The organism is Acinetobacter sp. CE-15, from assembly GCF_051059255.1.
GTDB classification, from domain to species: Bacteria; Pseudomonadota; Gammaproteobacteria; order Pseudomonadales; family Moraxellaceae; genus Acinetobacter; species Acinetobacter guillouiae.
In genome coordinates this window covers 272,036-286,881 of the sequence record NZ_CP192737.1, presented here as the reverse complement: position 1 = coordinate 286,881, position 14,846 = coordinate 272,036, and the positions used below count along the sequence as shown (strand labels likewise).

Here is a 14,846-nt window from a genome sequence, read left to right as displayed (position 1 = left end):
CATAAATTGCCCATTTATTGAAATGGGCAATTTATTGCTAGATCTGATGATTCCGATCCACCCATTCTACAGTCAGTGCAATGCTCTGTTTAAGATTGGTTTCTGGTATTTGCCATTTCTGATTTAATGTTAAAAATTGATCCATATTTAATTGCTCAGTTCGGATGAAATTCAACATCTCAGCAGATAGATCCAGCTTTTGAGCAAGCCACTTCCATTTTAAAATCACTTTTAAAATGCTCAGCGAGACGAAATATTGCGGTGCTTTTAGATTTAATCTGTGAGCTGCATTGTGAATAAGCGCTTGTAAAGAAATCTGAGTAGGATTGGCAATCAATATAGCTTGATGAATTGCAAGTTGATCCTGAGATGCTTTGCATATCGCATTGACCAACATTGTCACGGAAACCAAAGGTAAATAATGCTGAGGGGTTGCAGGAATTGCGGTCATTTTACCCTGTTTAAGTTGGGTAATCAGGTGAGCAATTGGCTGGTTGCCTGCAATTTCACCAGAATTTTCATCCCCTACCACTGTTGCAGGATGAATCACTGTCCAGTCAATGTTCAACTGTTGAGCGCATTTCACCCACGCAAAATGAGCTTCAATTTTAGAAGCCTCATACGCACCCAGTTTTTGATACACCCGCCTCCAATTCGTACTCTCGATATTTTCTAAACAGACTCCAGCATCTTGTAAGTGCTGAGTGAGTGTCAACATATAGCCAGAAAGATGAATTGCCCGTTTCAATTGGCAATGCTCGTTTACGCATTCAAGTAAATTGATTAAGCCCTTAACATTGACTTCCCTTGCCTGTTGTATCGAAAGGTTCCATGCAAATAATGCACTGGTATTAAATAAATAATTTACCTCAGCAAGCCGTTTCCAATCTTCAACTGAAATACCCAAATCAGGCAAGGTAACATCGCCTTGTAGACAGAATAATTTTTGATGGTTTATTCCTTGTTTTTCCAGCCACGTTCTCAAATTCGGCTCTTGCTGATTGAGACGACGACACAAGGCAAAAACTTGGTCATTGCTTTGAAGTAATCGTGCTACAAGAAATTTACCAATAAACCCTGTTGCCCCAACCACCAAGGCAACTTTTTCTACACTTTGATTATTTTGCATCACTTTATACACCCTTTATATGCTCGCACTTAAGCTAAAGGATGGAGTACACTCCACAGTCAAGTGTTTCTTGCAAATACATAAAATTTGGAGCAAGTGATGTTAATCGGTGAATTATCAGAGCAATTAAATCTCAGTCGGGATACCATTCGTTTTTATGAAAAGCTTGATCTTATCCGCCCATTGACACGAAATAATGGTTATAAGGATTATTCAAAACAAGACTTACAGCAATTACAACTGATTCAAGTCGCTAAAAATTTAGGTTTTACTTTGGCTGAAATTAAACAGATTTTAGACTTGGTCAACGTCAATGAAATTCCAGCAGAACAATTTCATATGATTTTAAAAGACAAGCTCAGTGTCATTGGTGAAAAAATTCTCCAATTACAGAATATTCAGAATCTACTTGAAAATCTTGTGGTCGGAGAAGCATGTCCATTTAAAAAAGATTGTGATCTTTCTGCAATTGTCTAATCCATAAAAAAACCGCCTTACGGCGGTTTTTTTTTGAGAAATTAAGGCTTATTTAGACCCTTTAATCCCTGCTTGTAATAACAATGCACCTAAACCACCAATTTTGTTTTCTTGAGGTTTAGCAGCTTGTGGTTTCTTGTCATGACGTGGTGCTTTGTCTTTATTGTCATGGTTTGGACGACCTTGTTGTGGACGTTTACCCTGAGGCTTACGCTCACCACGTTGTTCATTGTTATTGAACTCACGCTTTTGACGTGGTGCTTTAGCTGGTGCTTCCGAACCTTCTGGGCGCATCGATAAATTCACACGATTTCGCTCAGCATCTACAGTCAATACACGTACTTGTACGATTTGCCCTGGTTTCACCACTTTATGTGGATCAGAAACAAATTCATTGGCAAGTTCTGAAATATGTATTAGACCATCTTGATGTACACCAACATCGACGAATGCACCGAAGTTAGTCACATTGGTAATCACACCCTCAAGCTGCATTCCTTCAGTCAATTGACTGACTTCAGTGATATCTTCACGGAATTTTGCTGTACGGAATTCTGGACGAGGGTCACGACCTGGTTTTTCCAACTCGCTTAACACGTCTTGAATTGTGGGTAGACCAAATTTGTCGTCAGCAAAATCTTCTGCTTTCACTTGACGAATAATTTCAGTATTACCAATGATATCTTTCACTGTGGTCGCTTTTGCTTCAACAATTTTGTTGACCAAACCATACGATTCAGGGTGAACAGATGATGCATCTAAAGGTTCTGAACCATCTTGAATACGTAAGAAACCAGCAGCTTGCTCAAAGGTACGCTCGCCTAAACGTGGTACATTTTTCAATGCTTGACGATTGTCAAAACGACCATTTTCTTTACGGTAATCTACAATTTGCTGCGCAATGGCTTTATTTAAACCTGCGATATAGCCCAAGATTGCTGGAGAGGCTGTATTTACATCTACACCTACCGCATTCACACAGTCTTCAACCACAGCATCTAATGTTTTTGCCAAATTGATTTGATTCACATCATGCTGATATTGACCTACACCGATAGATTTAGGGTCAATTTTTACCAGTTCAGCCAATGGATCTTGTAAGCGACGTGCAATTGAAACAGCGCCACGAATCGCAACATCAAGCTCAGGCAGTTCAGCAGAAGCCAATTCTGATGCAGAGTAAACAGATGCGCCCGCTTCACTTACTGAAACCCGCGTTAATGTAAGATCTGCATTTTCAGCCATCATTTCTGCAACAACAGCTTCAGTTTCACGACTCGCAGTACCATTGCCAATCGCGATTAAATCCACATTAAATTCACGGCAAAGACGTGCAAGTTCAGCAATCGAGCCGGCTTTATCTTCTTTTGGTGCAAATGGATAAATCGTGCTATGTGCAAGCACATCACCTGAATTTGAAACAACCGCCAGTTTCACCCCTGTACGAATACCAGGGTCAACACCTAAAGTTGTACGTGAACCTGCAGGTGCAGAAAGCAACAAATGACGTAAGTTTTCTGCAAACACGTCCATTGCTTCTGATTCAGCTGCAAGGCGCTTTTCAGTCAACAAAGAATGCTCAATCGTTGGGCGAATTTTACCTAACCAAAACAGTTTTGCAATTTGCTTTAAGAAATCTTGACGTGCTTGTGGTTGCACACTTTCAAGCGCGTATTCAGTTTCAATACGTGCAAGTGGTGCATGATCATCACCATCAACTTTAAGTCCCAATACATTTTCTTGGCGGCCACGTAGCATTGCCAATAAACGATGCGAAGGCACTTTATTTAAATTTTCAGAGAAATCAAAGTAATCACGGAATTTCTTACCGACTTCTTTTTTCTCATCAGATGCCACTAAACTCTTTAACATCGCTGTTTTGGCAAATGTTGATTTAAGTTCTGTGGTTAGTGAAATATTTTGTGCCCAGTCATCAATGATGATGTGTTGAATCGCGTCTAATTGGCTTTCAACATCTGGGTATTCTTCATGGCTAAAACCAGCCAAAGCTTCAGTCGGATCAATTTGCTCTGCGATAATTTTCTCAGCAAATCCCCCTAATCCTGCTTCTCTTGCTTTGAATGATTTACTGGTACGTTTTGGACGGTACGGTGCGTAAAGTTCTTCTAATGCATTTTTTGTTTCAGCGCCATTGACCCGAGCAAGTAAGTCATCAGAGAGCTTATTTTGTTCTTTTAATGATTCGATTACTTTTTCACGGCGTTCAAATAAATCACGTAGATAAACAAGGCGTGTATCAAGTTGGCGTAATTGGATGTCGTCTAAGCCTTGCGTTACTTCTTTACGGTAACGTGCAATAAATGGAACACTAGAGCCTTCATCTATCAGTTTAATGGCAGCTTCTACTTGGTTTGGACGTACGGCAAGTTCACTTGCCAACTGCTGAACTAAGTCAGTCATCGTGTTTAATTCCACAAGGATAAGGACTAAAAGTTAGTGATTATAAAGACCAAGACCATAAAATCCACAATTGTTTTGCAAATTAGCAGTGAAAAAAGTGATAAAAGATCATTTTTCTTGAGTTTTTACAGTGCAATCGGGTATTTCATCCTGCTTTGCTGTATTTAAATTGCTTTGTAAAATAATTTTTCCAACTTTCCACTGTGCACCTTTGCGCTGTCCACCGCCATGAGAATTGAAATATTGCAAATCACACGGCTGATAACCCTGTTTATTTAGCCGTTCTTGTACAAATATTGGCGGCGCCTCCATATACATGATTTCTTTCAGCAAAAATGCAGCATAGCGTCGCTCCTTGAGTCGAAAGTTGCCTTGCATGTCGGTTTGCGTTTCACCGACTTGGACCTGACCAATCGGTTGGTCAAATTGGTCAATCACTTGTCCTGAGATTTCAGGTCTGGAAAGTCGGCTAATACATGCACTTAAAGCAAAACTTATTGCCAAAATACATAAAACTTTCATTTGCATATGGTATATCTTTTTATTTATAAACATAGAATCATCTCAAATCGTTATAGATGTTGTTTTTTGGTTTCAAAACAGCCTGAAAATTGTATTTTTGAGCAATTTGATACATAGTCTTAACAAGAGCTTAGGCAGTATACTGAGATTGACGAATATTTATAATTTACAACATTAAGGGAGTACATCATGAGTTTGGTTGTACCTGCTGAAAATACAGATATCGTACAAAACGAAACTGACCGTGTCGAACGCATTTTAGTGGTCGATGATGATGTGCGTTTACGTACCCTTTTACAGCGTTTCCTTGAAGATAAAGGCTTTGTGGTAAAAACGGCCCACGACGCAACGCAGATGGATCGCCTATTACAACGTGAGTTATTTTCACTCATCGTTTTAGACTTTATGCTTCCTGTAGAAGATGGTTTAAGTATTTGTAGACGTTTACGCTCATCAAATATAGATACACCTGTCATTATGCTGACCGCACGAGGCAGTGACTCTGACCGTATTGCTGGCTTAGAAGCTGGTGCAGATGATTATTTGCCAAAACCATTTAATCCAAATGAGTTATTAGCACGTATTCGTGCCGTACTGCGTCGTCAGGTTCGTGAAGTTCCAGGTGCACCAAGTCAAAACGTAGAAGTTGTGTCTTTCGGCCCTTGGTCTTTAGATTTATCAACACGTACCCTGACACGTGAAGGGCAAGTGGTCACATTAACCACAGGTGAGTTTGCGGTCTTGAAGGCATTAGTTCAGCATCCACGTGAACCATTAACACGTGACAAGCTGATGAATCTTGCACGTGGTCGTGAATGGGGTGCTATGGAACGTTCAATCGATGTTCAGGTTTCCCGCTTACGCCGCTTGATTGAAGAAAACCCTGCACGTGCACGTTATATTCAAACAGTTTGGGGCGTAGGTTATGTGTTCGTTCCAGATGGTGCTGAATAAATAGATCTTGATTCGATAGCATGAATCAGTTTCAAAAGTACTGGTCACATATTTGGTTTTGCATGTGACCAGTATTTTTTTATCCATATTTATTTATCCAAAACAATAGTCTTGATGGCTTTGCCCTAGAGCGACGCTTTACTGATGATTTCACTGGTATTTTAAATATAAGCATATTTGGCGATTCTACAAAAACGGTGTGACCTCAATGCCATGCACCTCTTATTTTGTTGAGTTTAAAATATTTTAAATCCGAGTATTTATGACCATAAATAAGTTAAAACCGAGTAACCTAACATTTTTAATATTGCGATAAATCTGCCATCCTTTAAACTGAAATCCATAGATTAACAATATCGCACAGATTGGAATGCTCCTGTGAAATTAGAACCCATAGACCCACAAGAATTTACCGACTTTGTCAGCTACAAAGAACGCAAACGTACACCTTGGGAACGCTTCCTCGATAAAGTTAAACCGCGTTCGGCAGCAATGCGTACTACGGTATTGGTGGTATTCGTGGTGTTCTTTAGCCTATTTATGTCATTGTGGTTTTTCTGGAAAACACTTTATTTACCTGAAATTCAACAGCATGCACGTTTTTTGGCGGTTGAGCTGGAAATGGTCAATAATCCGCGCTTACAGATTTACCATGACGAGATCCAACTCGATATTGACGAATGGTTAAAGCAACGGGTTGGGGTCGAATATGTTACAGATCCCAAAGAATACCCAAATGTAAAAGACAAAATTATTGCGGATTTCTTTACCAATCGCATTGAGAATCAGCTTGCAGAAGAATTAAAAATCAAAGATGTGACGGTTTATTTCCAGTTTAAACCCAGTCCGCGCATTTGGGTCCAAACCCCTGAAATGAATGGCAATTGGGTCCGTGAACCTCTGAATACCTATGCCAACTATAGTCCTGAACTCATTTTAGCTTGGTTATTGGGTATTCCACTGATTGCTGCGGCGATCATCCTGACACTGGTCAGACAGCTTAATCGCCCGTTACGTCGCTTACAACATGCTGCGAATAGCTACAGTAAAACAGGGAAAGCACCCTACTTGGAAACCAATCATGGACCACAAGAAATCCGTGAGGTAAACCAAGCTTTTAACCAGATGATCTATACACTTGAACAAACTGAACGTGATCGCCAAATCATGTTGGCAGGTATCTCGCATGATTTAAGAACACCGCTAACACGGATCCGTTTAAGTGCAGAGATGATGTCTGATGATGACTTCTTAAAAGAAGGTTTGATTTATGATGTCGATGATATGGATGCCATTTTAAGCCAGTTTATTTCCTATATGCGTGATGGCTCAGATGAAGAGCTTCAAGACACCAATATCAATGCTTTGCTACAAGAACTGATCATTCAGTTTAAACCCTTAGATATTCAGTTCACGCCGCAAGAATTACCCGTCATTACTGCTCGCTCACTGTCGTTAAAACGTTTGATTGGTAATCTCATCAACAATTCAAAACGCTATGGTGCAGAACCCATTGAACTCAGTGCTTTTGTAGAAGATGAGCATATTAAAATCTGTGTAGCAGACAATGGTGAAGGAATTCCCGAAGACCAAATTGAAGGACTTATGCAGCCTTTTGTCCGTGGTGATGCTGCACGTACAGTGCAAGGGAGTGGTTTAGGTTTGGCCATTGTCAAACGAATTGTTGATATTCATCAAGGTGAACTGTTGATTTCCAACCGTCCTGAAGGCGGCTTACAAGCCATCATTTCACTACCAACTTCAATAAAAGTTGAGGAAGAACCGATACCTACAAATCCAATTCAAAAAATCAAACAAAGCTTGAGTGATCACTTTTAGTGATTGCTCAATAAACCAACACTTAACTTTGTTTATTTAACAAACAGCTATCATTATTTTATTAATAAATAATAACTTAAAAACCATCATCAGAATTTATACCTGCATTTATTGAAAAAATTAGACCTTAGCATTAGAGGCATGCACAATTCAGTTTGAGGGCGGTACAATCCGTCTAGTTTTGAACAAGAATTGAGCGTAAACCATGTCTTTAGATCGTATTCGTTTAGCATCTCTCCATGACAAAGTCATGAGCGCAGAACAAGCTGCAACTTTTATCCAAGATGGGATGACTGTGGGGATGAGTGGATTTACTCGTGCAGGTGAAGCAAAAGCTGTACCTTTAGCGCTGGTAAAACAAGCCAAAGTGAATCCGTTGAAGATTACTTTAATCACAGGTGCAAGTTTAGGTAATGACCTAGACAAACAATTAACTGAAGCTGGTGTACTTGCGCGTCGTTTACCATTCCAAGTCGATAACACTTTACGTAAAGCTATCAACAACGGTGAAGTGATGTTCATCGATCAGCATTTGTCTGAAACTGTTGAGCAAATGCGTAATCTTCAGTTGAAAAAACCTGATGTTGCGGTGATTGAAGCGATTGCGATTACTGAAGATGGTGGCATCATTCCAACAACATCTGTGGGTAACTCTGCAAGCTTTGCAATTTTTGCTGAAAAAGTGATTGTTGAAATCAACACCAACTTAAGCCCTGCTTTTGAAGGCTTACACGATATTTATATCCCAACTTACCGCCCAACACGTCAAGCAATTCCTTTGACGCATGTTGATCAACGTATTGGTACACCTGCAATCAATATTGATCCTGCAAAAATCGTGGGTATCGTAATTAACAACGAATATCATGACTCTCCATCAACAGTGACACTACCAGATGATGAAACTCAAGGTATTGCCAACCACTTAATCGCATTCTTTGAAAAAGAAGTTGAAGAAGGTCGTTTACCTTCGAATCTTGGTCCTTTACAAGCAGGCATCGGTTCGATTGCCAATGCGGTATTAACCGGTCTTAAAGATTCTAACTTTGAAGATTTGGTGATGTATTCAGAAGTACTGCAAGACTGTACTTTCGAATTGATTGATGCGGGTAAAATGAAGTTTGCTTCAGGTTCATCAATTACCCTTTCTGCTAAATATGGCGAAAAAGTATTTAACAACCTAGAACAATACAAAGACAAACTGGTTCTACGTCCACAAGAGATTTCAAACCATCCTGAATTGGTTCGCCGCTTAGGCATCATCGGGATCAATACTGCACTTGAGTTCGATATTTACGGCAACGTCAACTCGACCCATGTCTGCGGTACCAAGATGATGAATGGTATTGGTGGTTCAGGTGATTTCGCACGTAATGCACATTTAGCAATCTTCGTGACCAAATCAATTGCAAAAGGTGGCGACATCTCTTCTGTTGTTCCATTTGCTTCACATATCGACCATGCTGAGCATGATGTTGATATTCTCGTGACTGAACAAGGTCTTGCTGACTTACGTGGTTTAGCGCCTCGTGAACGTGCTCGTGCAGTCATCAACAACTGTGCTCACCCAATGTATCGTGATGCATTGAATGATTACTTTGATCGTGCATGTGAAAAAGGCGGTCAAACGCCGCATATTCTTCGCGAAGCACTTTCTTGGCATTATAACTTTGAAGAAACAGGCCATATGCTTGCTTCTTTAGAAGATCAAGCTAAAAAATCTGCATAAGATTTTAAATCTGATGTAAAAAGTAAAAACGCCCTTCAGGGCGTTTTTTTATGGGCTTATTTGGGTTTGAATGCCCACCCACTGATTTTTTAAATATCTAAAGACTCAGATTGCAACACGCACTTTATCTTTCTTTTCAATAAACGCCACACCAGCTTGGTCCTGATTAATCATCTCAACCGCTTTCTCTGCAATCATAATTGCAGGGGCATTGGTATTGCCATTCACCACTTTTGGCATGATTGACGCATCGACCACACGCAGGTTTTGAATACCATAAACGCGTAACCGTGGATCAACCACAGCCATATCGTCTACCCCCATTTTACAACTTCCCACAGGGTGATAAACGGTATCTGAGCGATCTCTTAAAACTTGGCGAATGTCCTCATCTGTTTTTACCGTGGCTGTAAATAAATCTTCTTTAATCATGCTTTTAAAAGCATCAGATTGCATTAATTTCTGAGTGAGTTTAAAGCCTTTTACCATTTCTTCTAAATCAGATTCTTCACCATAAAAATTCGGATCAATCAATAAAGGATCATCGATACTTGGCCCACTTATCTTAATCGAACCACGACTGACTGGATTTAAAAGGCAGACATGACAAGAAATACCATGCCCTGTGTGCATGGTTCGTGCATGGTTATCCACCAGTGCAATCACAAAATGTAATTGTAAATTCGGTAGACTTTGCTCATTTGAACTTTTAATAAAGCCGCCACATTCAGCAAAATTCGTAGTCAACAAACCACGGCGTTCTTTACGATAACGTCCAATTTGTTTAAATAAATCAATTGAACCTGGAATAGATAAGCCAAAGGTGCCTTGAATTTCACTGACTTTATAACCAAAAATAAAATCAGGATGATCGTGAAAATTTTTACCCACACCAGGCAAGTGTTGTTTTACCTCAATGCCATGTTGCGCAAGTTCTTGTTGGTCACCAACACCTGACAGCATCAGAATCTGTGGCGACTGCATCGCTCCCGCACTCAATAACACTTCTCGACGTGCAAAGATTTGTTTCAGCTGACCGCCTTGCTTGTATTCCACCCCAACAGCCACGCCATTTTCAATCAAGATTCGCTGAGTCTGTGCATGGGTTTCCACCGTTAAGTTTTTACGATCTCGATGTGGAAATAAATAAGCCCGCGCGGAACTACAACGCTCCCCATTAATATGGGTCACTTGATAAACGCCTAAACCTTCCTGCTCTTCTCCATTGAAGTCATCCAGAATTCGATAACCCTGCTCTTTGGCAGCTGCGATATATTTTTGCTGTAAGGGATTATCACTGCGTAAATCAATAACTGAAAGTGGTCCAGCATTGCCATGATATTGATTTTTAATTCTTTGGTTATTTTCAGACTTAATAAAATAAGGCAAGACCTCATCATATGACCAACCAGTATTGCCTAAGGCTGCCCAATCATCATAATCTTGTCGATGTCCACGGATATACACCATGGCATTAATTGCCGACGAACCACCTAAGCATTTTCCACGAGGCTGATAACCTTTACGACCATTTAAGCCCTTTTGCGGTACAGTTTCAAAGGCCCAGTTATTGATCTTGGTTGGAATGCTAATCACTGCTGCACAAGGAACTTCTACTTTCCAACCCTCTCCTGAGCCCCCAGCTTCAAGCAGACAAACAGAAACTTGCGGGTTTTCTGATAAACGCCCAGCCAACACACAGCCTGAGCTTCCACCACCGATAATAATATAATCAAATTCCTGTTTATTCACGTGAAGTTCCTTTTTTGTTTTAAATTATGCCTCTATTATTATGCACACTTTCAATCAATAAAAAATCACTATTCTCAGCCTATAACGTTTTTATAAGTTAACAAACTCAGCAAAAAGTATTTACGCATTGTCTAAAAAATAAACTTATCAACTGCGGTTTTTTATATTAATCTGCTGTAAAGATTGTTTTAAAAAACAAGAGATAAAAATTCTATGTTTATTATCAGACAGTTTCAGGAAACCGATTTAGACGAAGTCATCGCACTGTGGGAAGTCTGCGATTTAACCCGTCCTTGGAACAACCCAGAAATTGATATCTTCCGTAAAGTCGCACAAAAAGACGGATTGTTTCTATTGGCGGTCAAAGATGATCAATTGATCGCTACGGTTATGGGGGGCTATGATGGGCATCGGGGCTGGGTCAATTATCTTGCTGTCCATCCCCATGATCAACGTAATGGTGTTGCAACGGCATTGATACAACAACTTGAAAAGCGTTTAGTTGCATTAGGTTGCCCCAAACTGCAACTGTTAATCCGTAAGGATAATATTGATGTGCAAAGCTTTTATGAGCAACTCGGCTATGAAGAAATCGAAGTCGTGTGTTTGGGTAAACGTCTTATTGCAGATTAAAAATCTGTCGAATCCATCTGCTTTCATGGCAATTGACAGAAAAACTTAGAATTTATAGCCATACGACAGCCCTAAAATGTCCTGACTCATTTTGAGTTTCGCTTCACCCCCACCAAACGCAGGGGAAATTTTGCCTTTTACTTCATCTTCCAAGGCATGTGTATAGGCAATACTGATTTCTTGATGTTGATCGAGATTCCAAGTTGCACCCACGCTGAGGTGGTCTTGAATTACCCCAGGAGCAAGAATATTTAAAAACACTTCACTGTCTGGAATCGGTTGATCATTATGACTATAACCAGCTCTTAGTGTGAGTTTTGGATGGGCTTGATAAGACACACCCAGTTTATAGATATTGATATCATTCCAGCCAAATCCTGGCCCTTGTGATGTACCAAAAGCATGACCTTGTTGTAATTGTGCAAGATCAAAAGGATTTCCTACCGATTTCACATCCGAATAGTTAATTCGTTGTATATCCGCAGCCACTGTTAATTGAGGTGTGATGTTGACAGCTGCACCCACACCATAACTTTCAGGAACATCAAAGTCACCTCGTTCAGCAAATAATCCACGATATCGATCAAAGCGATCTGCATTAATTTTTGAAGAATAATTTGCGCCTAAGGTTAAACGTTGATCAAAGAATTTTCCAGCCCAACCAATACGTGCACCAATGCCAGTCGCAGAATCCTTACCACGATTGCTTAAATTTGAAGCATCGGCTGAAAATCCGCTAAACCCAGCAATTCCCCGTGCTTCAAAACGTTGATAGAGAATATTGGTTGCAATGCCGATAGATTGATTTTCTGTATATTTCCAAGCAACTGCTGGAGTAATGAAAACCTGGGTTAAATCCACTCCTGCTGTTCCACTGTTGCCAAATGCTGCAAATGGATTATTTTTATACCCCGTATTCATTCCACCATTCCCATATATTGCTAAACCTAAAGCAACTTGGTCATTGATTTGATGGTTGAATGCAAGCTCTGGGAGTACAAAGTATTTGCGTCCATTGCCATCATATCGACCATTGGCGTTGTGTGGCATTTGATTCGCGGTAATCTCAGCTGAACGATCAGGTGAAAACACGGTTGCACCGACATCAATACGATCACCAATCCAGCTTAAGCCTGCTGGGTTATTGGCAATCGTTAATGCATCTTGAAATTGAGCGATTGAAGTCCCTGCATTGCCTTGGGCTTTTACCCCATAGCCATGCATAAAATAGCCTGTCGTTGCAAAAGCGGTAGAACTGAATGCCGATAGCCATACAGCAATGGATAATATTTTAACTGGAGCTTTCATGATTTATCTTACTTTTAAATAATATATAAGTAAGTATATTGTTAGCTATATCTGTTGTAATCAAAGATAAAATGCGATCCTTATTTTATTTGTGCATAAAGCATTTTTTCTTTGATTTTTTAATTTTACCCACTCTTAAAAAAACTGGGAATGTGATGGTCAAATCTGCAAGCTCGCTGGTTAATGCTTCAGCTAGATCAAGTAATGGATGATCCTGATTTCTTTCGCAATAGTGTTTAATTGCAGACCAAGTAGATAAATACTTTAACAGTTGTGCAGAAGACCACTGATACTGCATCTTAAACTCAGCAACGTTTATTTCATCAAAAGGAAAGGGAATGGTTTTATATTCTTCATCGATATAACGGCGCTCCACATCCCAATAACCATCTAGTTTTTCAGCATATAAGCTTTGAATCATGGTATTGATGGCTGCATTTTCGACATGAATTAAGCCATAACCGATCACAGCAAGAATACCTTGTGGTTTTAATGTGCGTTCAACTTCTTTATAAAAGCCATCAAAATCAAACCAATGAATGGCCTGAGCCACTGAAATCAAATCAAAACTCTGTGCTGTAAATGAAGTCTGTTCAGCAGACTGGACTTGATAGCTGACATTGTCAAAATAAGGCGCAAGGTTTAATTGTTTTTCGCTCATATCTGTTGCAACAACATGATCGAAATAAGGGCTAAGCAATTGAGTAAATTGACCTGAACCCGCACCACAATCCCAAGCAAAACCGCGCTCTGGAACATGATTTAAAATTTCCTGAACCACTTCTTGCGGATAACTCGGTCGAGCTTGCTGATAAAGCTGGCTGCCTGATGAAAATAAATCTTTCATTGTTCTTATAACAATCTATTTCACTTACCAAAGGTTTATCTTACGATATTTATAGTCCATGGCAAGATATTTTGTAAGACAATGAGTTCAATTTACGCATTCAAAATGACATGCTGTTTTAATGATAAACATCAATTTCTGAATTGAAGATAAAAAACAGGCAATAAAAAACCCCAAACAATGTTTGAGGCTTTTCAAATATGGTGGCGAGACCCAGGATCGAACTGGGGACACACGGATTTTCAATCCGTTGCTCTACCTACTGAGCTATCACGCCGATGCGGTGTATTAAGCCGTATCTCAGTTCAATAGTCAATAAAAATCATGACTTTTTTATTCAACCGAATATTTTTTACCCAAAAAAAATCCCTGATGGGATCAGGGATTGAAATCTCAAAGATTTTAAATATGGTGGCGAGACCCAGGATCGAACTGGGGACACACGGATTTTCAATCCGTTGCTCTACCTACTGAGCTATCACGCCGATGGGGCGTATTAAACAATTTAATGGTTTAGTCGTCAAGCATTGAAATCACTAAAATCATTCAATAGTTTATTTTTACAACAAAAACCGCCTATTTATTCTAAATAAGGCTGTTTTTTATACATTTTTCAGCTTTGGAACGCAAATTTTGGCACGCTCAATTTGCTGAGCGAAGGTACTCTTCCTCACTTTAAGTTTTGCAAACTCGATTTAATTTTTTCCCAAAGTGTTTTGGTCGTGACTGCAATATGCTACTGAGATCAGCTTAACTTTATAGTTATGGAAAAATAGCCAAATAAAAAAGCAACCTGATCAGGTTGCTTAAATTGGTCAAAGCTCCAAGATCATCTTAGATTTTACCTAAGTGAGCTAAACAACGATGGATTGCTCCACAGCCCGGCTCAAAGTTTTTAATGCCCTTTTCTTCCTCGATACGACAAACTTCTTCGACCAAACGCTCTGCAACGCCACGCCCGCGGTTAGCAGGATGTACCACAATATTTTCCAAAGTCCGACTTTCACCTTGTCCAGTACACCATAACGCACCAATAATCTTTGTATTAAATTCTGCGACATAAAGTAAGGTATAATGAGCCAAGTTTTGCTCAAGTTGTTCTATGGCATCATGACCATCCCCAAACTCGGGACTGGTGTCATATAATCGCTCAAGCTGATCGCGAACTTCTTCATTTTCTAGTGAAGTTTTAGCATGTACGGTAATAGGCATTGATTAACCCTCCTGAGCAATCT

Annotated in this window: 12 protein-coding genes and 2 tRNA genes; 5 read left to right on the top strand and 9 right to left on the bottom strand. The window is 39.8% G+C overall.

Going from position 1 to position 14,846, the window contains the following annotated elements:
* Positions 1-37: 37 nt before the first annotated feature.
* Positions 38-1,129 (bottom strand): SDR family oxidoreductase, encoded by a 1,092-nt coding sequence (locus tag ACQ7EO_RS01325; protein ID WP_434278735.1) that lies wholly within the window; start codon positions 1,127-1,129, stop codon positions 38-40.
* Between the two features lie 99 nt (positions 1,130-1,228).
* On the opposite strand from ACQ7EO_RS01325, the gene ACQ7EO_RS01320 reads away from it, so the two are divergent.
* Positions 1,229-1,606: a MerR family transcriptional regulator gene (locus ACQ7EO_RS01320; RefSeq protein WP_004725368.1), complete on the top strand. Its 378-nt coding sequence runs from the start codon at positions 1,229-1,231 to the stop codon at positions 1,604-1,606.
* A 48-nt stretch (positions 1,607-1,654) separates the two neighbouring features.
* Here the strand turns inward: ACQ7EO_RS01320 and ACQ7EO_RS01315 are convergent, their stop codons facing one another.
* On the bottom strand, positions 1,655-4,027 hold the full coding sequence (locus ACQ7EO_RS01315; protein ID WP_434278734.1) for a Tex family protein: 2,373 nt from the start codon (positions 4,025-4,027) through the stop codon (positions 1,655-1,657).
* Between the two features lie 108 nt (positions 4,028-4,135).
* Positions 4,136-4,555, bottom strand: coding sequence for a carboxypeptidase regulatory-like domain-containing protein (locus ACQ7EO_RS01310; protein ID WP_434278733.1), 420 nt, complete (start codon positions 4,553-4,555; stop codon positions 4,136-4,138).
* Between the two features lie 183 nt (positions 4,556-4,738).
* Between ACQ7EO_RS01310 and ompR the strand changes: the two genes are divergently transcribed.
* The 3 genes from ompR (at position 4,739) to ACQ7EO_RS01295 (ending at position 9,071) form a co-directional block, all read left to right on the top strand.
* Entirely contained in the window at positions 4,739-5,503 is a 765-nt protein-coding gene (gene ompR, locus ACQ7EO_RS01305) for an osmolarity response regulator transcription factor OmpR (protein WP_004816610.1), read from the top strand.
* Positions 5,504-5,881: 378 nt separating this feature from the next.
* Positions 5,882-7,342: an ATP-binding protein gene (locus ACQ7EO_RS01300; protein ID WP_004816608.1), complete on the top strand. Its 1,461-nt coding sequence runs from the start codon at positions 5,882-5,884 to the stop codon at positions 7,340-7,342.
* Positions 7,343-7,547: 205 nt separating this feature from the next.
* Entirely contained in the window at positions 7,548-9,071 is a 1,524-nt protein-coding gene (locus ACQ7EO_RS01295; RefSeq protein ID WP_004816606.1) for an acetyl-CoA hydrolase/transferase family protein, read from the top strand.
* Between the two features lie 105 nt (positions 9,072-9,176).
* Here the strand turns inward: ACQ7EO_RS01295 and ACQ7EO_RS01290 are convergent, their stop codons facing one another.
* Complete coding sequence (locus ACQ7EO_RS01290; protein WP_034616844.1) at positions 9,177-10,823, bottom strand: GMC family oxidoreductase; 1,647 nt, start codon at positions 10,821-10,823, stop codon at positions 9,177-9,179.
* Positions 10,824-11,036: 213 nt separating this feature from the next.
* On the opposite strand from ACQ7EO_RS01290, the gene ACQ7EO_RS01285 reads away from it, so the two are divergent.
* Positions 11,037-11,456 (top strand): GNAT family acetyltransferase, encoded by a 420-nt coding sequence (locus ACQ7EO_RS01285; protein WP_434278732.1) that lies wholly within the window; start codon positions 11,037-11,039, stop codon positions 11,454-11,456.
* Positions 11,457-11,501: 45 nt separating this feature from the next.
* Here the strand turns inward: ACQ7EO_RS01285 and ACQ7EO_RS01280 are convergent, their stop codons facing one another.
* The 5 genes from ACQ7EO_RS01280 to ACQ7EO_RS01260 all read right to left on the bottom strand — a co-directional run bounded on the left by ACQ7EO_RS01280 (position 11,502) and on the right by ACQ7EO_RS01260 (position 14,823).
* Positions 11,502-12,764, bottom strand: coding sequence for an OmpP1/FadL family transporter (locus tag ACQ7EO_RS01280; protein WP_434278731.1), 1,263 nt, complete (start codon positions 12,762-12,764; stop codon positions 11,502-11,504).
* Between the two features lie 85 nt (positions 12,765-12,849).
* A complete protein-coding gene (locus ACQ7EO_RS01275; RefSeq protein WP_270383326.1) occupies positions 12,850-13,611 on the bottom strand; it encodes a class I SAM-dependent methyltransferase in 762 nt (253 codons plus the stop codon).
* A gap of 201 nt (positions 13,612-13,812) precedes the next feature.
* Positions 13,813-13,888 (bottom strand) — tRNA-Phe (locus tag ACQ7EO_RS01270).
* A gap of 132 nt (positions 13,889-14,020) precedes the next feature.
* Positions 14,021-14,096 (bottom strand) — tRNA-Phe (locus tag ACQ7EO_RS01265).
* Positions 14,097-14,445: 349 nt separating this feature from the next.
* Entirely contained in the window at positions 14,446-14,823 is a 378-nt protein-coding gene (locus ACQ7EO_RS01260; protein WP_004816597.1) for a GNAT family N-acetyltransferase, read from the bottom strand.
* Between the last annotated feature and the right edge of the window lie 23 nt (positions 14,824-14,846).